Raw genomic sequence first — 20861 nt, forward strand, 5'->3', positions numbered from 1 at the left:
GAAAGGGCGGGTTCGAGCACTGAAGCCGTTAGTGTGCGAACCCGCCAGGCCGGTGAAAACACCCATGACCACCCCCTCACGCACCGGTCATGATCTTTCTGTCAGGCTTCTTCAAGTCCTGGCCCCCTGGCGCAATGCGCCTGTCTGGCATGTCGGTTTCTCCGGCGGCCTCGACTCAACCGTGCTTTTGCATCTTCTGGCTGAACTTGCCAGTCGCGAAACCCTGCCTGCGCTTAACGCCATCCATGTGCACCATGGCCTGCAGCCCGCTGCCGATGCCTGGCCAGAGCATTGTCAGCAGGTCTGCAGGACGCTCGGTGTGGCATTCGAGTCGGTTCGTGTTCAGGTCGAGCCGGGTGCAAGTCTCGAGCAGGCGGCCCGGCAGGCGCGATACAGCGCGTTCAGCGAGCGGCTGGGTGAGGGCGAGGTGCTGCTGACGGGGCAGCATCGCGATGATCAGGCCGAGACCCTGTTGTTCCGTCTGCTGCGCGGCGCAGGCGTACGCGGTCTGGCTGCCATGCCCGATCAGCGGGTTCTGGGGCGTGGGCGTCTGGTGAGGCCGCTCCTGGATATGTCGCGAATGCAGTTGGAGGATTACGCGCATCGGCACGGGCTGAACTGGATCGAAGATCCCAGCAATGACGATCAGCAGTTCTCGCGCAATTTTCTGCGCAGTCAGGTACTGCCGTTGCTGACCTCCCGATGGCCACAGGCAGCGGCCAGTCTGGCGCGAACCGCACGTCACCTTGGCGAAGCGCAGCAATTGCTGGACGAGATTGCGCTGCAGGATATTGCCCATGCCCAGGCTGCAACGTCGTTCGCTTGGCTTGGCCTGCCGGTATTGAGTCTTGGGCCGATTGCCGCATTGTCAGCAGCCCGGCAGCGCAATGCACTGCGTCACTGGCTTGCGCCGCTGACGCGCCTGCCGGACACCGATCACTGGGCCGGCTGGGAGGCGTTGCGCGATGCAGCGCAGGACGCGGGCCCGCTGTGGCGGCTCGCCGATGGAACCCTGCACAGGGCGCAGGGCTGCCTCTGGTGGGTGCCCGCTGGCTGGGAGCCGCTCGGTCATCAGGCAATGGACTGGTCGGACCCTTGCGCGGCGCTGCACCTGCCCGGCAATGGCCGCGTGGTTCTGCAAGGCGAGGCGCCGTCGGGGTGTCTGCAAGTCCGCTATCGGCAGGGCGGTGAAGTGTTACGCCTGGACGGGCGTGGCAGCCGTGATCTCAAGCGCCTGCTCAACGAGCAGTCAGTACCGGCGTTTCTGCGCGGCAGATTGCCGCTGCTGTACCTCGATAACGTGCTGCTGGCGGTCGCCAACCTGCCAGGGCTGGACGGTTCGCCCAATGAAAACTGGCGTTTGCGCTGGGTTGCGCCGACCGGCGACCAAAGTTTGAGCTGAAAGGCCCTTTCAGGTAGACTACGCTCCCTTCTTGATACAGCTTCTGTCGGCTCTTTTGAAACGACATGAGTTGCCGGTTACCAACCAGTATTTACTGGGTAATTCTTAAAATGTAGCGCACACCACACGGGCTTCGGCCGGTCGGTTTCAACGCAGCAGTTTCGGGAGTGCACCGTGAATTTTGTCGGTAATCGGGGGCTTCGGCCTTCCTTCGCTATCCCCGGCGGCTCTGACCGCTTTAACGCAGACTTCTAGGGTTTTTCATGACGCGCTACATCTTCGTCACGGGCGGTGTTGTTTCTTCATTGGGGAAAGGCATTGCCTCGGCTTCATTGGCGGCCATCCTGGAGGCGCGGGGACTCAAGGTCACCATGCTCAAACTGGATCCCTACATCAACGTGGACCCAGGCACCATGAGCCCGTTCCAGCACGGTGAGGTGTTCGTCACTCACGACGGCGCCGAGACCGACCTGGACCTTGGTCACTATGAGCGGTTCATCCGCACCACCATGACCCAGAACAACAACTTCACCACCGGCCGTGTGTACGAGCACGTCCTGCGCAAAGAGCGCCGTGGTGATTACCTGGGCGCGACCATTCAGGTCATCCCGCACATCACCGATGAAATCAAGCGCCGCATCATCAAGGGTGCAGGCGATGCCGACGTGGCGCTGGTCGAGATCGGCGGCACGGTGGGTGACATCGAGTCCCAGCCGTTCCTTGAAGCCATCCGCCAGTTGCGTTTCGAAGTCGGCGCGCGCCGCGCGATGCTGATGCACCTGACGCTGGTGCCGTATATCGCCACTGCCGGCGAGACCAAGACCAAGCCGACCCAGCATTCGGTGAAGGAATTGCGCTCCATCGGCCTGCAGCCTGATGTGCTGGTCTGCCGTTCCGATCACCCGATCGACGTTTCTTCGCGTCGCAAGATCGCTCAGTTCACCAACGTCGAAGAGCGTGCAGTCATCGCCCTCGAAGACGCGGACACCATCTACAAGATCCCGGGCATTCTGCATTCGCAAGGCCTGGACGATTTTGTGGTCGAGCGCTTCGGCCTGCAATGTGGCGGTGCCGACCTGTCCGAGTGGGACAAGGTTGTCGACGCCAAGCTCAACCCGGAGCACGAAGTGACCATCGCGATGGTCGGCAAGTACATGGAACTGCTCGACGCCTACAAGTCGTTGATCGAAGCCATGAGCCACGCCGGTATCACCAATCGCACCAAGGTCAACCTGCGCTACATCGACTCTGAAGACATTGAAAACCAGGGCACCGGCCTGCTGGAAGGCGTGGATGCGATCCTGGTTCCGGGTGGCTTCGGTCTGCGCGGCGTGGAAGGCAAGATCACGGCCGTTCAGTTCGCCCGTGAGAACAAGGTTCCGTATCTGGGCATCTGCCTGGGCATGCAGGTCGCAGTCATCGAGTTCGCGCGTAACGTGCTGGGCTGGAAAGACGCCAACTCCACCGAGTTCGACCGCACCAGCGCACACGCTGTGGTGGGGCTGATCACCGAATGGGAAGACGCCACCGGCGCGGTCGAAACCCGTACCGAAAGCTCCGATCTGGGCGGCACCATGCGTCTGGGTGCGCAAGAGTGCCAGCTTGAAGCCGGTTCGCTGGTTCACGATTGCTACACCAAGGACGTGATCGTCGAACGTCATCGGCATCGTTACGAAGTGAACAACAACCTGTTACCGCAACTGATCGAGGCCGGCCTGAAGATTTCCGGTCGCTCCGGCGACGGCGCGCTGGTTGAAGTGGTCGAAGCACCGGATCATCCATGGTTCGTTGCTTGCCAGTTCCACCCGGAATTCACCTCCACGCCCCGTGACGGTCATCCGCTGTTCAGCGGTTTCGTCAAGGCGGCACTGGCTCAACATCAGAAAAATTCCTGACAGGGACTGCAGACATGGCTCAGAAAATCATCCGCGTAGGTTCGATCGAGGTCGCCAACGACAAGCCAATGGTGCTGTTCGGCGGCATGAACGTACTCGAATCCCGGGATATGGCCATGCAGGTCTGTGAAGAATACGTAAAGGTCACCGAAAAGCTCGGTATCCCTTACGTGTTCAAGGCCAGCTTCGACAAGGCCAACCGCTCTTCGGTGAACTCCTACCGCGGGCCGGGCCTTGAAGAAGGCATGCGTATTTTCGAAGAGATCAAGCGCACCTTCAACGTGCCGCTGATCACCGATGTTCACGAGCCTCATCAGGCTGCCGTGGTGGCCGAAGTCTGCGACATCATTCAGCTGCCGGCTTTCCTGTCGCGGCAGACCGATCTGGTTGTGGCGATGGCGAAAACCGGCGCGATCATCAACATCAAGAAAGCCCAGTTCCTTGCACCCCAGGAAATGAAACACATCCTGACCAAGTGCGAAGAGGCCGGTAACGATCAGTTGATTCTCTGTGAGCGGGGTTCCAGCTTCGGTTACAACAACCTGGTCGTGGACATGCTTGGCTTCGGCATCATGAAACAGTTCGAGTACCCGATCCTGTTCGACGTAACCCACGCCCTGCAGATGCCGGGCGGTCGTTCCGATTCTGCCGGCGGCCGCCGCGCCCAGGTGCTGGACCTGGCCAAGGCCGGCATCAGTCAGAATCTGGCCGGTCTGTTCCTTGAAGCCCATCCGGACCCTGACAACGCCAAATGCGACGGGCCATGTGCCCTGCGTCTGAACAAGCTGGAGCCGTTCCTGGCCCAGCTCAAGTCACTGGATGAACTTGTCAAAAGTTTTCCGATCGTAGAGACCGCTTGAGCAGGGTTCTCCGGTAAAGTGCCGTTCCCCGTCATTCGTGACGGGGTTGTCACATTCAGGGCTGCCGGTTTTTGCGCCTGACTGTGAACATCGTTTTCCCGCTGCGTCGTTTTCGTCAATCCTGGAGTGTTTACAACAATGGCAAAAATCGTTGACATCAAAGGTCGTGAAGTTCTTGACTCCCGTGGCAACCCAACCGTTGAAGCAGATGTGCTCCTCGATAACGGCATCATCGGCAGCGCCTGCGCGCCGTCTGGCGCTTCAACCGGCTCGCGCGAAGCGCTGGAGCTGCGTGATGGCGACAAGAGCCGTTACATGGGCAAGGGCGTTCTGAAGGCTGTTGCCAATATCAATGGTCCGATCCGCGACCTGCTGCTGGGCAAGGATCCGGTTGACCAGAAGGCGCTGGATCACGCGATGATCGAGCTGGACGGCACCGAAAACAAGGCAAGCCTGGGCGCGAACGCCATCCTCGCAGTCTCCCTGGCAGCTGCCAAGGCAGCGGCACAGGATCAGGACCTGCCGCTGTACGCGCACATCGCCAACCTCAATGGCACACCGGGCGTGTATTCCATGCCGGTGCCGATGATGAACATCATCAACGGTGGCGAGCATGCCGATAACAACATCGACATCCAGGAATTCATGATCCAGCCTGTCGGCGCCAAGTCCTTCGCTGAAGGCCTGCGCTGGGGCACCGAGATTTTCCATCACCTCAAGGCGGTTCTCAAGGCGCGTGGCCTGAACACCGCAGTGGGCGACGAAGGTGGCTTCGCGCCTAACCTGGCGTCCAACAAGGAAGCGCTCGACGCCATCGCCGAGGCGGTTGCCAATGCGGGTTACACGTTGGGCACTGACGTGACTCTGGCGCTGGACTGCGCAGCGAGCGAGTTCTACAAGAACGGCAAGTACAAGCTGAGCGAAGAGGGCGAGTACAGCTCTGCCGAGTTTGCCGAATACCTTGCCGAGCTGACTCGCAAACACCCGATCATTTCCATTGAAGACGGTCTGGACGAGTCCGACTGGGATGGCTGGAAAATCCTCACCGACAAGATCGGCGAGAAAACCCAGTTGGTAGGTGACGACCTGTTCGTGACCAACACCAAGATCCTCAAGGAAGGCATCGACAAGAAGATCGCCAACTCGATCCTGATCAAGTTCAACCAGATCGGCACGCTGACCGAAACCCTGGAAGCCATTCAGATGGCCAAGGCTGCCGGTTATACTGCGATCATCTCTCACCGTTCCGGCGAGACCGAAGATTCGACCATTGCCGACCTGGCGGTGGGCACCTCTGCCGGTCAGATCAAAACCGGTTCGCTGTGCCGCTCCGATCGCGTGTCCAAGTACAACCAATTGCTGCGCATCGAGGAGCAATTGGGCTCCAAGGCTGTGTATCGTGGTCGTGCCGAGTTTCGCGGCTGAGCCATAGATGGTAAAAAGACGCAGAGTGCTGCACGGATTCGGGTTCCCTGACTCGCCTGTGCAGCTCCGATGCTGACGCTCCGCGGTAATCTGGAGTGATTGAGCCTGGCTTATGTCAGGCTCAATGCCCTCAGTCGTTTGTTGTTCACGTTGGCTCTGCTGTCTTTTTTACTGGGTACCTGATATTTCAATGCGCAGTCCTAACTGGTTGTTCCTCGTCCTGCTCCTGTTGCTGGCTGGCTTGCAGTACCGCCTTTGGGTCGGTAACGGAAGCCTCGCGCAAGTGGCCAGCCTGACTCAGCAGATTGCCGACCAGCACGCTGAAAATCAGGTGCTGCTGGAGCGCAACCGCGTGCTTGATGCCGAGGTCATGGAATTGAAAAAAGGTCTGGAAACCGTCGAAGAGCGTGCCCGACATGAATTGGGCATGGTCAAGGACGGCGAAACCCTTTACCAGCTCGCGCAATAATCAAGTTGGTGCGATGAAAGACTTTCTTCCTGCCTTCTGGGCGGTGATACCTGCAGCGGGCATTGGTGCTCGCATGGCAGCCGACCGTCCCAAGCAATACCTGTCACTGGGCGGCCTGACAATTCTGGAACACAGCCTGCTTTGTTTTCTCGATCACCCCCGTCTCAAGGGGTTGGTGATCAGTCTGGCTGTGGACGACCCTTACTGGGCGGCATTGCCCTGCGCGCATGACACTCGCATCCAGCGCGTGGACGGCGGCAGCGAGCGCTCAGGCTCGGTGCTCAACGCGCTTCTGCACCTGCATGCGCAGGGCGCCAGTGACAATGACTGGGTGCTGGTTCATGACGCTGCGCGTCCGAATCTGGCGCGCAGTGATCTGGATAATCTGCTCGGCGAGCTGGCCGATGATCCTGTCGGCGGCCTGCTGGCCGTGCCGGCCCGCGATACGCTCAAGCGTGCCGACAGCAGCGGTCGCGTGCTTGAGACTGTGGATCGCAGCCTGGTCTGGCAAGCGTTCACGCCGCAGATGTTTCGTCTTGGGGCCCTGCATCGCGCCCTGGCGGACAGCCTGGTCTCCAACGTCAGCATCACCGATGAGGCATCGGCCATCGAGTGGGCAGGGCAGTCGCCCCGCCTGATCGAGGGGCGCTCGGATAACATCAAGGTCACTCGCCCCGAGGACCTGGAATGGCTACGTCAGCGCCGCAGCGAGTTCGGGCGCTAGGTTTTCGCTATTGGCGATATTCATCCCGCATCGCCAACCCTTCCTTAAGATAATCCACCAGCTTGCGCACCTTGGGTGACAGGTGCCTTTGCTGCGGATACAGCGCCCACACGGCGGTGTTGGGCGGTTGATGTGCCTCCAGCAACGACACCAGCGTGCCGTCGTTGAGGTGTTTCTGCACGTAGTAATCCGGCAACTGGCATAAGCCGACCCCGTGCAGCGCGGCATCCAGCACGGCCTGGCCGCTGTTACAGCGCCAGTTGCCTTGCACGCGCTGGGAGAATTCACGCCCGTTCTGCTGAAGCTGCCAGGTGTCGCTGCCACCGATCAGGCAATTGTGGCGATTCAGTTCTGAAAGGCTGTGCGGCCGGCCGTAACGCTGGATGTAGGACGGCGAAGCGCACAGGTACATCTGCCGTGGCGCGAGGCGGGTTGCGACCAGACGCGAATCCTGCAGCCGACCCAGACGAATCGCCAGGTCCATGCCTTCATGAACCAGATCCAGCGTGTCGTTGCTCAGCTCGATATCGACCCGCAGGTGTGGGTACACATCCATGAAACGCGTGACCAGCGGCGTGATGAAGCGCTCCCCGTACGCCACGGCGCAGGTCATGCGCAACAACCCCTTCGGTTCGCTGGCCAGATCGCCCACGGCGCGCAGTGCTTCTTCACGGCCGTCCTGCAGGCGCTGGCAGTGATGCAGAAAGGTCTGCCCGGCTTCGGTGAGTGCGACCTTGCGTGTACTGCGGTAGAGCAGACGGGTCTGCAGGCGTTCTTCAAGACGCACGATCTGACGGCTGACGTGCGACGAGGAGACCCCGAGCCGCTGAGCCGCCGCCGTGAACTGCCCGCATTCCGCAACAGCAACGAACTCATCCAGACCTTCCCAGCGATTGGTGTACATCGATTATCCCTGTACAGCATTAATGTTTTGCTTTTAGCCGCATTACTCGTCAATTGGCACTGTACTACACTGCAATCCTTGTTTTTACCCGTCGGAGAAGATTGATGATCAAGTCGCGCGCTGCTGTCGCTTTTGAAGCCAAAAAGCCATTGGAGATCGTTGAAGTCGATGTGGCCATGCCCAAGGCGGGAGAAGTGCTGCTCAGAGTAGTGGCCTCCGGCGTTTGCCACACCGATGCCTACACATTGTCCGGGGCTGACCCTGAAGGGATTTTTCCGTCGATCCTCGGCCACGAAGGTGGTGCGATTGTCGAAGCGGTGGGTGAGGGCGTGACCTCGGTGGTGGTCGGCGACCACGTGATTCCGCTGTACACCCCGGAATGCCGTCAGTGCAAGTTCTGCCGCTCGGGCAAGACCAACCTGTGCCAGGCGATTCGTGCCACGCAGGGTAAAGGCCTGATGCCGGATGGCACCACGCGCTTTTCCTACAAGGGCGAGCCGATTTTCCACTACATGGGCACCTCGACCTTCTCCGAATACACCGTACTGCCGGAAATCTCGGTGGCCAAAATCGACAAGCAGGCACCGCTGGAAAAAGTCTGCCTGCTGGGATGTGGCGTCACCACCGGTATCGGTGCGGTGCTCAACACCGCCAAGGTCAAGCCTGGTGATACCGTGGCCATCTTCGGTCTGGGCGGTATTGGCCTCTCGGCATTGATCGGTGCGGTCAAAGCCAAGGCGGCTCGAATCATCGCCATCGACATCAACCCGGCCAAGTTCGAGATCGCCAAACAGCTGGGCGCGACTGATTGCGTCAATCCGAAGGATTTCGACCGTCCGATCCAGGAAGTCATCGTCGACATGACCGATGGCGGCGTCGACTTCTCGTTTGAGTGCATCGGTAATGTGCAACTGATGCGTGCAGCGCTGGAATCCTGCCACAAGGGCTGGGGCGAGTCGGTCATCATCGGCGTGGCCGGTGCCGGTCAGGAAATCGCTACCCGTCCGTTCCAACTGGTGACCGGGCGCGTCTGGCGCGGTTCGGCATTTGGCGGCGTGCGTGGCCGTACCGAATTGCCGAGCTATGTGGACATGGCGCAGACCGGAGAAATCCCGCTGGATACGTTCATCACCCACACCATGGGCCTGGAGGACATCAACAAGGCGTTCGACCTGATGCATGAAGGCAAAAGCATCCGCACCGTCATTCATTTTTAAGGAGCAGCGGCAAGCTGTCAGCTCCAAGCGGCAAGCACGAAGGTCTCTTACCTGCTTGTAGCTTGCGGCTTATAGCTTGCAGCTGGAGGACATCACATGCCTTTGGAAAATATTTCCTGTCAAAAGAGTTTCGGCGGCTGGCACAAGCGCTACAAGCACCACTCCCAGGTGCTGGGCTGCGACATGGTGTTTGCCGTCTATCTGCCACCGCAGGCGGAGCAGGGCGGCAAGCTGCCGGTGTTGTACTGGCTGTCCGGCCTGACCTGTACGGATGAAAATTTCATGCAGAAAGCCGCCGCCCATCGACTGGCGGCCGAGTTGGGCATCATCATCGTGGCGCCTGATACCAGTCCGCGTGGTGCCGACGTGGCAGATGACCCTGACGGCGCCTGGGACTTCGGTCAAGGCGCGGGCTTCTACCTCAACGCTACCGAGCAGCCTTATGCACGGCATTACCAAATGCATGATTACGTGGTCAAGGAGCTGCCGGCGCTGATCGAGGGGCATTTTCCGGCGTCACAGGTGCGCAGTATCAGCGGGCACTCGATGGGCGGTCACGGCGCGCTGGTCTGCGCATTGCGTAATCCGGGTCGCTATCGGTCGGTGTCGGCGTTCTCGCCGATCAGTAATCCGATCGATTGCCCATGGGGGCAAAAGGCATTCTCGCGTTATCTGGGCGAAGACCGTTCCCGCTGGCGCGAATGGGATGCCAGCGTGCTGATTGCGCAGGCGTCCGAAAAGCTGCCGACGCTGGTCGATCAGGGCGATCGTGACGATTTTCTGGTCAACCAGCTCAAACCCGAGGTGCTGGTTCAGGCGGCCAAGGCTGCGGACTATCCGCTGACCCTGCGCATGCAGCCAGGCTACGACCACAGCTATTTCTTCATCGCCAGCTTCATTGAGGACCATCTCAGGCATCACGCTGCAGCCTTGAACAGCTAACGCGTGCCAAAGCAGGTAGAATCACGCCCTGACTTTTTTCAGGGCGTTTTTTTATGCGTATTGGCCATGGCTTTGATGTGCACCGTTTCGCTGAAGGCGACTTCATTACCTTGGGCGGCGTGCGGATTGCACACGGGTTCGGCCTGCTGGCCCATTCCGATGGCGATGTCCTGCTGCATGCCTTGAGCGACGCGCTTCTGGGCGCCGCAGCGCTGGGCGATATCGGCAAGCATTTTCCCGACACCGATCCGCAGTTCAAGGGCGCCGACAGCCGCGTGCTGCTGCGTCATGTCCTCACGCTGATCCACGGCAAAGGCTGGAAGGTCGGTAATGTCGACGCCACCATCGTCGCTCAGGCACCAAAAATGGCACCGCATATCGATGCCATGCGGGCATTGATCGCTGAAGATCTTCAGGTTGAGCCGGACCAGGTCAACGTCAAGGCCACAACGACCGAAAAGCTTGGCTTTACCGGGCGTGAAGAAGGCATCGCGGTGCATGCCGTTGCGTTGTTGCTGCGCGCATGAACGAACTTGAACTGCTGGGCCCGCGAGCTTACGGCGAGGCACTGGGGCGTGCAGTCCTCAAGGCGACTGCCGAAGACTTTCAGGTCGACGAAGTGCTGGACATTCCGCTTTCCGGGGATGGCGAGCACTTGTGGCTATGGGTCGAGAAGCGCGGTCTGAACACGGAAGAGGCGGCACGTCGGCTGGCCAGGGCTGCGGGCGTTCAGCTGCGCACAGTCAGCTACGCCGGGCTCAAGGATCGCCAGGCACTGACCCGCCAGTGGTTCAGCATTCAACTGCCGGGCAAGGCCGATCCTGACCTGTCCGCGGCGCAGGACGACACGCTGCAGATTCTCAAGAGCGGCCGCCACAAACGCAAGCTGCAGCGCGGCGCCCATGCGGCCAATGGCTTCACACTGCGTCTGACCCAGCTGGATGCAGACAAGGACGCCTTGAATCAGCGTCTTGAAACCATCGCCCGGCAGGGCATCCCCAATTATTTCGGCGCGCAGCGTTTCGGTTATCAGGGCGGAAATCTTGGCGAGGCACGCGATTACGCCGCCCGCAAGGCGCTGCCTGAGCAACGCGCGGTGCGTTCGCGACTGTTGTCCACGGCGCGCAGTTACCTGTTCAATCGGGTGTTGGCCGCCCGGGTTGCCGATGGCAACTGGCAGAAGGCTCAGGTCGGTGATTTGCTCGCGTTCACCGACAGCCGCAGCTTTTTTCCGGCCGGGGTGGATGAATGCAGCGATCCTCGTCTGGCGATCCTTGACCTGCACCCCACCGGACCACAGTGGGGTGAAGGCCCTTCGCCAGCTGGCGGTGCGACGGCAGCGCTGGAAAATACCGTTGCCGATGACGAATCTGTGTTGCGTGACTGGCTGGTCAGAGCGGGCATGGAGCACGAACGTCGCATCCTGCGACTGCCCATTGGGCGGCTGACGTGGCATTATCCCGAGTCTGACATTCTGCAACTGGAATTCGTCCTTCCGCCCGGATGCTTTGCTACCGTTTTGGTACGCGAACTCATCGATCTGGTGCCGGTTGGGCAGACGGACAGCTCATGCGTATTCTGATATCAAATGATGACGGGGTGAATGCGCCCGGTCTTGTCGCGCTCCATGCGGCGTTGGCGGACTACGCCGACTGCGTGGTGATTGCGCCTGATCAGGACAAAAGTGGTGCCAGCAGTTCTCTGACACTCGACCGGCCCCTGCATCCGCACACCCTGGAAAATGGCTTCATCAGTGTCAACGGTACGCCCACCGACTGCGTGCATCTGGGCATTCACGGGCTACTGGAGCGTCAACCGGACATGGTGGTTTCAGGCATCAACCTGGGGGCCAATCTGGGCGACGATGTACTGTATTCCGGAACGGTCGCTGCAGCCCTGGAAGGGCGTTTTCTGCAGCGCCCGTCGTTTGCCTTTTCGTTTCTGTCACGTCAGCCGGATAATCTGGCGACGGCGGCGCATTACGCGCGTTTGCTGGTCGAGGCCCATGAGCAACTCGACCTGCCACCCCGCACGGTATTGAACGTGAATATTCCCAACCTGCCGCTCGAGCATATCCGCGGCATTCAATTGACCCGATTGGGGCATCGTGCCCGCGCTGCAGCACCGATCAGGGTCGTCGACCCGCGTGGCCGTGCAGGCTACTGGATCGCGGCTGCCGGCGATGTCGAGGACGGCGGTGCCGGGACCGACTTTCATGCGGTCGTACAAGGCTACGTATCGATCACGCCGTTGCAACTGGATAGAACCTGTCAGGACGGATTCAGCAGCCTGAACACCTGGCTGGAGGGACTTCGTTGATGTCACGCGAGCAGGATGATTTATTGCGTCGAGGGATCGGAATGACGTCGCAGCGTACCCGCGAGCGTCTGATTCAACGCCTCTGTGAAGAGGGCATTTCCAATCAGCGGGTACTGGACGTCATTCGCAAGACGCCCCGGCATCTGTTTGTCGATGAAGCGCTGGCGCATCGCGCCTACGAAGACACCGCATTGCCCATCGGCCACAACCAGACGATATCCCAGCCCTACATGGTCGCGCGGATGAGCGAGCTGCTGCTGGCAGCAGGGCCGCTGGACAAGGTCATGGAGATCGGTACAGGGTCCGGCTATCAGACCGCTGTGCTCGCCCAGCTGGTAGAGCGAGTGTTTTCGGTCGAGCGCATCAAGGGGCTGCAGGATCGCGCCAAGGAGCGTCTGGTCGAGCTCAATCTGCGCAACGTGGTTTTTCGCTGGGGTGACGGCTGGGAGGGCTGGCCAGCCCTGGCGCCGTATAACGGCATCATCGTCACGGCGGTGGCAACCGATGTACCGCAGGCATTGCTCGATCAACTGGCTCCGGGAGGCCGTCTGGTCATCCCTGTTGGCTCTGGGGAGGTTCAGCAGTTGATGCTGATCATTCGTGAAGAAAACGGTTTTTCCCGGCATGTGCTGGGGGCTGTGCGCTTCGTACCCTTGCTCAACGGGCCCATCGCTTGAAGATTGTCTGCGGTAAACAATGAATTCTGGCGTCAGTCATCGGTCTACAGCGCGCGGCCCGGAATCTTGAATGGCCTGATGGCATCATTTCCACGCAGCTGATTGATACTTAACAGCGTTTTTCAGCGGCTTATCACTGGCTGCCCGTTGCTATTACGACACAATAGGCATCTTTTTTGAATTCAGTCACCAGTAAAGGGAGTGGCGGGTGAGTCTCACAGTCATTCAGCAGCTCAGGTCTTCAAGAAGTTATCAGCGTCTGGTGATTGGCATTGCTCTCAGTGTCCTTTTGGTCGGCTGCTCCAGCTCGCCTTCAGGCGGCGTTCGCGTGGTCGATCGCAACGGCAATGCAGTCGCCCAGCGCCCGACGGTGACCACCGGCCAATATGTGGTCAGGCGCGGTGACACACTTTTTTCCATTGCATTTCGTTACGGCTGGGACTGGAAGGCGCTGGCTGCCCGTAACCAGATCCCGGAGCCGTTTACCATCAAGCCCGGTCAGACAATTCGCTTTGACGGACGCTCCTCTTCAACGCCGAACGTGGTTTCAACGTCCGGCGCGGGGCGTCCGGTGACTTCTACATCGACCAGTACCGGCAGTTCCGGATCCGTCAAAACCACGGTCATGTCCAAACCCGTTGCGGTTGTACCTGTGGTTATACCTCCGTCGGCGACCACCGGGACAGGCCCGGCCGGCAAGTCTCCGACGGGTTGGACCTGGCCTTCGAGTGGCATTTTGATAGGAAAATTTTCCTCAAACGGCAGTTTGAATAAAGGAATTGATATCGCTGGTGATTTGGGACAGCCTGTTTTGGCAGCGTCTGATGGTTCAGTTGTTTACGCCGGAAGTGGATTACGGGGCTACGGCGAATTGATCATCATCAAACACAGCGATACCTACGTCAGTGCCTACGGTCATAACCGCAGGCTTTTGGTACGGGAAGGACAACAGGTCAAGGCAGGGCAGACGATTGCCGAAATGGGGTCAACAGGAACTGACCGGGTGAAACTGCATTTTGAGATTCGCCGCCAAGGGAAACCTGTAGATCCGTTAGGATTCTTGCCACGTCGTTGATAGTTGTCAGCCTGTTCCTGGCGTAGTAGGAACAGGCTCAAGCGTTGCCATGGAACCAGGCGATGCTGGAGCTTGAGGTCGAACTCACCAAAGGACTAAAACAATGGCTCTTGGCAACGAAGCGCCGGAGTTTGACATCGATGATGAAGTGCTCCTTATGGAAGCCGGCATTGTCCTGAAGGAAGCGTCAAACGAGAAGCAGCCAGCCGCTGTCTCGGGACGTACCAAGGTCAAGCATTCAACATCGCTCAAACAACACAAGTACATTGACTACACGCGGGCGCTCGATGCTACCCAGCTGTACCTCAATGAGATCGGTTTTTCTCCTCTATTGTCCCCGGAAGAAGAAGTTCATTTTGCGCGTCTGTCGCAAAGTGGAGATCCGGCCGGGCGCAAACGCATGATTGAAAGCAATCTGCGGCTGGTAGTGAAAATTGCCAGACGCTATGTCAATCGTGGGCTTTCATTGCTTGATCTGATCGAGGAGGGCAACCTGGGGTTGATCCGGGCGGTTGAGAAGTTCGACCCAGAGCGCGGCTTTCGTTTTTCGACCTACGCCACCTGGTGGATTCGTCAGACCATTGAACGCGCGATCATGAATCAGACGCGGACCATCCGGCTGCCGATTCATGTGGTCAAGGAGCTGAACGTTTATCTGCGTGCGGCCAGAGAGCTGACCCAGAAGCTGGATCACGAGCCCTCTCCTGAAGAGATCGCCAACCTGCTGGAAAAACCGGTAGGCGAGGTCAAGCGCATGCTGGGCCTGAACGAGCGTGTTTCGTCGGTGGACGTTTCGCTGGGGCCGGATTCGGACAAGACACTGCTCGATACCTTGACCGACGACCGTCCGACAGACCCCTGCGAGCTGCTGCAGGACGATGATCTTTCACAGAGCATCGATCAATGGCTGTCTGAACTGACCGAGAAGCAGCGCGAGGTTGTGATTCGTCGCTTTGGCTTGCGCGGGCATGAGAGCAGCACACTTGAAGATGTTGGGCTTGAGATTGGTCTGACGCGTGAGCGTGTAAGGCAGATTCAGGTCGAAGGACTCAAGCGTCTGCGCGAGATCCTTGAGAAAAACGGTCTGTCCAGCGAGTCGCTCTTCCAGTAATCCCCCTCCGTAGCCACCATCCAGGGCCGATATAACACTGTGTGTATATCGGCCTTTTTATATGTCTTCCGTCATTCCAATGTTACTGCACGTGCTGCCAGCAGACGCTGTTCTGCCTGGTCGATAACTACGTGCCTGTACTCATAAGTTTCAAAGCCTGTAAGTCATTGCGTACGCTTGCTGTAAGTCATTCAGTTAAGCAGAGTGAGGCTTGTCGCCAACTCGCCGGTTTTTCCACTGCAAGGCTTTGTTTTAGAAGAGGTTCTAATTTTGAAAGGCGATCTTCCAGGAAATATTCTGGAGCGTTTCGGGTGTTGCTCTCCAAGGTTAAATCTCTAATATCGAAGCTGTGCCAACGGACAGGCACAGGCCATCAAGGATGAAGGCCGGGATATCGCGGGACGCGATTCATCAGGACGATGACTAGGGAATACAGGGATCAAGGAAAAATGTGGGCGGGTCATACCGCCCCTTTTTTTATCTGCAGAAAATCGTCTTCAACAAAAAAGGCCCTCTTGAGGGCCTTTTGTCTGTATGGAATCTAGCGTTCCAGATCAGCGATCTTGCCGGTTTTGCCATCCCACTCTGCCGCATCCGGCATAGCGTCTTTCTTTTCGGTGATATTGGGCCAGATTTCAGCAAGCTCGGCATTGAGCTCAATGAAGTTTTCCATGCCGGCAGGAATCTCGTCTTCAGAGTAAATGGCTACGGCAGGGCACTCTGGCTCGCAGAGCGCGCAGTCGATGCACTCGTCCGGGTGAATCACCAGGAAATTCGGGCCTTCGTAAAAGCAGTCCACCGGACAGACTTCTACGCAGTCGGTGTACTTGCACTTGATGCAGTTGTCGGTGACGACGAAGGTCATTTCTAATTTTCTCCTCAGGCGGCTGCGGCAGAGCCCTTCCAGACAGGGGTGCCAGGTTCGGGAGGTTTCCCGGCCCTATGAAAACACGTGCTTGTGGTGGGTGGCCTTGAGGCAGTAAGACTGCGTCGTCTGCTACCTCTCCCTGCTACCTACCGGCGGTTCGCTGCATTTTCACGCGGCTCGAAAAACGCCTCGACCAGGCTAAAAGCCGAGAGCGTCCCAAACCGCGCGGGATTCTAACAGTATGTAACGCTTCGCGTCACAGGCGAGTTTGCAATGTGTATAGCAAATCCAGCGCCTGTCGCGGGGTCATATCGTCGACCTTGACCTTCGACAGCTCGTCGAGCACCGGGTGCGGCAGACTTGCGAACATATCGCTCTGCTGCGGGACAGCGGGCTTGCCGGGTTTGGCGCGCGGCTGCTCGTGCGGCAGGCTGGTGGTTTCCAGACGTTGCAAGTGCTCCTTGGCGCGGCTGATGACCTTGCCCGGCACACCGGCCAGTTGCGCCACGGCCAGGCCATAGCTCTGGCTCGCAGGCCCGGGCAGGACGCGGTGCAGGAACACGATGCGCTCGTTATGCTCGGTGGCATTGAGGTGCACGTTGGTCACCAGCGGTTCGCTTTCCGGCAACACCGTCAGTTCGAAATAGTGCGTGGCGAACAGCGTGTAGGCACGCAGTTGCGCCAGACACTCGGCTGCCGCCCAGGCCAGCGACAGGCCGTCGAAGGTGCTGGTACCGCGCCCGACTTCATCCATCAGCACCAGACTCTTATCGGTGGCGTTGTGCAGGATGTTTGCCGTTTCGCTCATTTCGACCATGAACGTCGAACGTCCGCCCGCCAGGTCGTCGCTGGAGCCGATGCGCGTGAAGATCCGGTCGACCAGCGACAGTTCGCAGCTGGCGGCGGGGACGAAGCTGCCGATATGGGCCAGCAGTACGATCAGCGCCGTCTGACGCATATAGGTCGATTTACCGCCCATGTTCGGGCCGGTGATGACCAGCATGCGCGTGCTGTCGTCCAGCGCCAGGTCGTTGGCCACGAAAGGCGTGCTTAGAACCTGTTCCACCACCGGATGGCGACCCTGCTCGATGCGCATGCACGGTTCGGCGACAAAGCGTGGGCAATTGAGGTCCAGATTCAGCGCGCGTTCCGCAAGGTTGCTCAGCACGTCCAGTTCGGCCAGAGCCGCTGCCGTGTCCTGAAGCGGCGCAAGATGACCGATCAGGTCTTCGAGCAGTGTTTCGTAGAGCATCTTTTCCCGAGCCAGCGCGCGGCTCTTGGCCGACAACGCCTTGTCTTCGAACTCCTTGAGTTCGGGCGTGATAAAGCGCTCGGCGCCCTTGAGGGTCTGGCGGCGTATGTAATCAGCCGGCGCCTGCTCGGCCTGCTTGCTTGGCAGCTCGATGAAGTAGCCATGCACGCGGTTGTAGCCGACTTTCAGGTTGCCGAGGCCGGTACGGGCTTTTTCGCGGGCTTCCAGGTCGATCAGGAACTGACCGGCGTTTTCGCTCAGCGACTGCAGATCATCCAGTTCAGCGTCGTAGCCCGTCTTCAAAACGCCGCCGTCACGGATGACGGCTGGCGGATTGTCGATGATCGCGCGCTGCAGCAGGTCGGCCAGCTCGGGATAGGTTCCGGCAGTCTGCGCAAGTTGCTGCAGATGCGGCGCGTCCAGATCGGTCATCGCCTGTTGCAGTTCGGGCAGGGCGCTCAGTGCGTCGCGCAGGCGGGCGAGGTCACGTGGCCGCGCGTTACGCAGGCCGATACGCGCCAGAATCCGCTCGATGTCGCCGATTTCCTTGAGCTGTGGCTGCAGGTTTTCGAAGCGATAGCGTTCCAGAAAACAGGTGATCGATGTCTGCCGTGCCTGAAGGATGGTCAGGTCGCGCAGTGGCCGGTTCAGCCAGCGGGTCAGCAGCCGCGTGCCCATTGCGGTCTGGCAGCGGTCCATGACCGATTGCAGGGTGTTGTCACGGCCCCCGGACAGGTTGGTGTCCAGTTCCAGGTTACGGCGGCTGGCGGCATCGAGGATCACGGTATCGTCGAGACGTTCGTGACGCAGGCTGCGTAAATGGGGCAGGGCGGTACGCTGGGTTTCCTTGGCATAACTGAGCAGGCAGCCGGCAGCACCAATGGCCAGCGTGAGGTTTTCGCAACCGAAACCCTTCAGGTCCTGGGTTGCAAACTGCTGACACAGACTTTTGTGGGCTGAGTCACGCTCGAAATCCCAGGGTGCGCGACGTCGAGAACCACGGCGTTTCTCGGCGGGCAGACCTGGTGGCCAGTCATCCGGAATCAACAGCTCGACCGGGTTGATGCGCTCGAGCTCGGCCAGCAGGTTCTCCCAACCCTTGATCTCCAGCACACTGAAGTTGCCGCTGGTGATATCCAGTACCGCCAGGCCGAACAGGCGTTCGTCACCCAGCACGGCGGCGATCAGGTTATCGCGGCGCTCGTCGAGCAGGGCCTCATCGCTGATGGTCCCTGGCGTGATGATCCGCACCACCTGACGATCCACCGGCCCCTTGCTGGTCGCCGGGTCGCCGATTTGCTCGCAGATCACCACCGATTCGCCCAGTTTCACCAGCTTGGCCAGATAACCCTCGGCTGCGTGGTAGGGAATCCCGCACATGGGAATGCTCTGACCTGCCGACTGGCCGCGTGCGGTCAGCGTTATGTCCAGTAGCTTGGCGGCTTTCTTCGCGTCTTCGTAGAAGATCTCGTAGAAATCGCCCATGCGATAAAACATCAGCTGATCCAGGTGCTGGTTTTTGAGTTTCCAGTACTGCTGCATCATCGGAGTGTGTGCGGAGAGGTCGGAAATTGCTTTATTCATCAGTGGCTTAGGCAAGTTCTTGAGAGGAGTGAGGCAACCTTGAGACGCGACGGGTAGCCCTTGTCTGAATCAAGGGGCGTCTGCCGGGTATGTGCGATGGCGGCAAGGTTATCACGCTCGACCGGGTGGTGCAGTGACAGCGTGGCGCCCGCGTATTGGTGACCGGGCGTTTCCAGACAGCCATGCAGCTCGATTTGCCGTATAGACTTTCATCGCTGCCACTCGATCTCCGGGCGGTAACTTATAAAAAAGGATTTTTATATGAAGAACAGACGAGCAAGGGACTCTGTCAGCGGGCGCTTCATCCCTTTGGAAGAAGCCAGAAAAAGGCCGAGAGAAACCACGGTGGAAACGGTCAAAAAGCCCGGGCGCAGGAAAAATGACAAGTAAAGCAGCATGCTCAGTACCGTTGCGCGGCAGGTGCGCGGCTCCAGGATTCACCTTTACAGGCTTTCCAGCATGAACGATTACACCGTGAGTGAGATAACCGGGCTTGCCGATACGCTTGGCAGGCTTCTCGACGCAATGAACGCGCAAGTGACCACTGCCGAATCCTGTACGGGGGGCGGAATCGCCGAAGCGATCACGCGCATTGCCGGCAGCTCGGCGTGGTTCGAAGCCGGTTACGTGACCTATTCGAACGCCCAGAAGACCCGTCAGTTAGGGGTGCCCGAGGTATTCTTCGAAGAGGTCGGGGCGGTCAGCCAGCCGGTCGTCGAAGCCATGGTGCGAGGCGCACAGCGTGAAAGCGGTGCACGATTCGCCGTCGCGGTCAGCGGTGTCGCAGGCCCCGGCGGCGGTTCGCCGGACAAACCGGTCGGTACTGTGTGGCTGTGCTGGGGCAAGGATGATGCGTTGGTCAGCCGCCGTTACCGGTTCGATGGCGACCGTGATCAGGTTCGTCGACAGACGGTCGAAGCCGCGCTGCACGGGCTGATACAGCTTGCGCGCGGAGAAATGCCAAAACAGGGGTAGGCGCGCGCTCACTGCTGTGGAATAATACTGTCTACTTATACAGGTGTTGTGGCCATCAAGGCCCTAATTGAATTTGATTACGTGAGGACTTCAATGGACGACAACAAGAAGAAAGCCTTGGCTGCGGCCTTGGGTCAGATCGAGCGTCAGTTCGGTAAAGGCGCCGTGATGCGCATGGGCGATCACGATCGCCAGGCAATTCCTGCCATCTCCACCGGTTCGCTGGGTCTGGATATCGCTCTCGGTATTGGCGGGCTGCCAAAAGGCCGGATCGTGGAAATCTACGGTCCTGAGTCTTCCGGTAAAACCACACTGACGCTGTCGGTCATCGCCCAGGCCCAGAAAATGGGCGCTACCTGTGCCTTTGTCGACGCCGAACACGCGCTGGATCCGGAGTACGCAGGCAAACTGGGCGTCAATGTCGACGACCTGCTGGTTTCGCAGCCGGACACTGGTGAGCAGGCGCTGGAAATCACCGACATGCTGGTGCGCTCCAATGCCATCGACGTGATCGTGGTCGACTCCGTTGCTGCGCTGGTGCCGAAGGCAGAGATCGAAGGCGAAATGGGTGACATGCACGTGGGTCTGCAGGCGCGTCTGATGTCGCAGGCGCTGCGCAAGATCACCGGCAACATCAAGAACGCCAACTGCCTGGTGATCTTCATCAACCAGATCCGCATGAAGATCGGCGTGATGTTCGGCAGCCCGGAAACCACCACCGGTGGTAACGCGCTGAAGTTTTACGCTTCGGTACGCCTGGACATCCGTCGTACGGGCGCGGTCAAGGAAGGCGATGAGGTTGTCGGCAGCGAAACCCGCGTCAAGGTTGTGAAGAACAAGGTGGCTCCGCCGTTCCGTCAGGCCGAGTTCCAGATTCTTTACGGCAAGGGTATCTACCTGAACGGTGAAATCGTCGATCTGGCCGTTCTGCATGGTTTTGTCGAGAAGTCCGGTGCCTGGTACAGCTACCAGGGCAGCAAGATTGGTCAGGGCAAGGCCAACTCGGCCAAGTTCCTGGCAGATAACCCGGAAATCTGCAAAGCGCTCGAGAAGCAGATCCGCGACAAATTGCTGACCCCTGGCGTCGACACCAAGGCTGTCGGCTCCCGTGAAGCAGTGGCTGCCGATGATATGTCTGAAGCAGATGTCGATATCTGATAGC

The 20861-nt window shown here is 59.2% G+C and carries 19 protein-coding genes; 16 read left to right on the top strand and 3 right to left on the bottom strand.

Annotated elements, in window-relative coordinates:
• The first annotated feature begins 64 nt into the window (after positions 1-64).
• From tilS to ispD, 6 genes are all read left to right on the top strand, one after another.
• A complete protein-coding gene (gene tilS, locus AC54XV_RS07530; RefSeq protein WP_024642848.1) occupies positions 65-1402 on the top strand; it encodes a tRNA lysidine(34) synthetase TilS in 1338 nt (445 codons plus the stop codon).
• A gap of 263 nt (positions 1403-1665) precedes the next feature.
• On the top strand, positions 1666-3297 hold the full coding sequence (pyrG, locus tag AC54XV_RS07535) for a CTP synthase (protein ID WP_003364819.1): 1632 nt from the start codon (positions 1666-1668) through the stop codon (positions 3295-3297).
• Between the two features lie 14 nt (positions 3298-3311).
• Positions 3312-4157, top strand: coding sequence for a 3-deoxy-8-phosphooctulonate synthase (kdsA, locus tag AC54XV_RS07540; protein ID WP_058398425.1), 846 nt, complete (start codon positions 3312-3314; stop codon positions 4155-4157).
• Positions 4158-4295: 138 nt separating this feature from the next.
• The gene (eno, locus tag AC54XV_RS07545) at positions 4296-5582 is read left to right on the top strand and encodes a phosphopyruvate hydratase (RefSeq protein WP_003339565.1); all 1287 of its coding nucleotides are present in this window, start codon (positions 4296-4298) and stop codon (positions 5580-5582) included.
• A gap of 190 nt (positions 5583-5772) precedes the next feature.
• Positions 5773-6051 carry a cell division protein FtsB gene (gene ftsB / locus AC54XV_RS07550; RefSeq protein ID WP_003314315.1) on the top strand — a complete coding sequence of 93 codons (279 nt, stop codon included), beginning with the start codon at positions 5773-5775 and terminating at the stop codon, positions 6049-6051.
• A gap of 13 nt (positions 6052-6064) precedes the next feature.
• On the top strand, positions 6065-6775 hold the full coding sequence (ispD, locus tag AC54XV_RS07555; protein ID WP_004406223.1) for a 2-C-methyl-D-erythritol 4-phosphate cytidylyltransferase: 711 nt from the start codon (positions 6065-6067) through the stop codon (positions 6773-6775).
• 7 nt (positions 6776-6782) lie between these two features.
• On the opposite strand, the gene AC54XV_RS07560 is transcribed toward ispD, so the two are convergent.
• Positions 6783-7679, bottom strand: a complete 897-nt coding sequence (locus AC54XV_RS07560) for a LysR family transcriptional regulator (protein ID WP_004406220.1) — start codon at positions 7677-7679, stop codon at positions 6783-6785.
• A 104-nt stretch (positions 7680-7783) separates the two neighbouring features.
• On the opposite strand from AC54XV_RS07560, the gene AC54XV_RS07565 reads away from it, so the two are divergent.
• The 8 genes from AC54XV_RS07565 to rpoS all read left to right on the top strand — a co-directional run bounded on the left by AC54XV_RS07565 (position 7784) and on the right by rpoS (position 15020).
• Complete coding sequence (locus AC54XV_RS07565; RefSeq protein WP_003314319.1) at positions 7784-8896, top strand: S-(hydroxymethyl)glutathione dehydrogenase/class III alcohol dehydrogenase; 1113 nt, start codon at positions 7784-7786, stop codon at positions 8894-8896.
• Positions 8897-8992: 96 nt separating this feature from the next.
• Positions 8993-9838 (top strand): S-formylglutathione hydrolase, encoded by an 846-nt coding sequence (gene fghA / locus AC54XV_RS07570; protein ID WP_003364809.1) that lies wholly within the window; start codon positions 8993-8995, stop codon positions 9836-9838.
• 53 nt (positions 9839-9891) lie between these two features.
• Positions 9892-10365 carry a 2-C-methyl-D-erythritol 2,4-cyclodiphosphate synthase gene (ispF, locus tag AC54XV_RS07575; RefSeq protein WP_240850774.1) on the top strand — a complete coding sequence of 158 codons (474 nt, stop codon included), beginning with the start codon at positions 9892-9894 and terminating at the stop codon, positions 10363-10365.
• A complete protein-coding gene (gene truD / locus AC54XV_RS07580) occupies positions 10362-11420 on the top strand; it encodes a tRNA pseudouridine(13) synthase TruD (RefSeq protein WP_057458496.1) in 1059 nt (352 codons plus the stop codon). The genes ispF and truD overlap by 4 nt, the downstream gene beginning before the upstream one ends.
• Positions 11408-12157: a 5'/3'-nucleotidase SurE gene (gene surE / locus AC54XV_RS07585; RefSeq protein WP_004406214.1), complete on the top strand. Its 750-nt coding sequence runs from the start codon at positions 11408-11410 to the stop codon at positions 12155-12157. The genes truD and surE overlap by 13 nt, the downstream gene beginning before the upstream one ends.
• Positions 12158-12198: 41 nt before the next feature.
• Entirely contained in the window at positions 12199-12834 is a 636-nt protein-coding gene (locus tag AC54XV_RS07590; RefSeq protein ID WP_004406213.1) for a protein-L-isoaspartate(D-aspartate) O-methyltransferase, read from the top strand.
• A gap of 208 nt (positions 12835-13042) precedes the next feature.
• A complete protein-coding gene (locus AC54XV_RS07595) occupies positions 13043-13909 on the top strand; it encodes a peptidoglycan DD-metalloendopeptidase family protein (RefSeq protein WP_004406211.1) in 867 nt (288 codons plus the stop codon).
• Between the two features lie 103 nt (positions 13910-14012).
• Positions 14013-15020 carry an RNA polymerase sigma factor RpoS gene (gene rpoS, locus AC54XV_RS07600; protein WP_003314325.1) on the top strand — a complete coding sequence of 336 codons (1008 nt, stop codon included), beginning with the start codon at positions 14013-14015 and terminating at the stop codon, positions 15018-15020.
• 541 nt (positions 15021-15561) lie between these two features.
• Here rpoS and fdxA read toward each other — a convergent pair.
• Together fdxA and mutS are read right to left on the bottom strand one after the other, a co-directional pair.
• Complete coding sequence (gene fdxA / locus AC54XV_RS07605; RefSeq protein WP_003314327.1) at positions 15562-15885, bottom strand: ferredoxin FdxA; 324 nt, start codon at positions 15883-15885, stop codon at positions 15562-15564.
• A gap of 259 nt (positions 15886-16144) precedes the next feature.
• Positions 16145-18712 carry a DNA mismatch repair protein MutS gene (mutS, locus tag AC54XV_RS07610; RefSeq protein WP_177410916.1) on the bottom strand — a complete coding sequence of 856 codons (2568 nt, stop codon included), beginning with the start codon at positions 18710-18712 and terminating at the stop codon, positions 16145-16147.
• Positions 18713-19198: 486 nt separating this feature from the next.
• Between mutS and AC54XV_RS07615 the strand changes: the two genes are divergently transcribed.
• On the top strand, positions 19199-19699 hold the full coding sequence (locus AC54XV_RS07615; RefSeq protein WP_080433809.1) for a CinA family protein: 501 nt from the start codon (positions 19199-19201) through the stop codon (positions 19697-19699).
• 93 nt (positions 19700-19792) lie between these two features.
• Positions 19793-20857 carry a recombinase RecA gene (gene recA / locus AC54XV_RS07620; protein WP_002554688.1) on the top strand — a complete coding sequence of 355 codons (1065 nt, stop codon included), beginning with the start codon at positions 19793-19795 and terminating at the stop codon, positions 20855-20857.
• Positions 20858-20861: the final 4 nt, after the last annotated feature.

This window comes from Pseudomonas fragariae (ex Marin et al. 2024), from assembly GCF_059621105.1.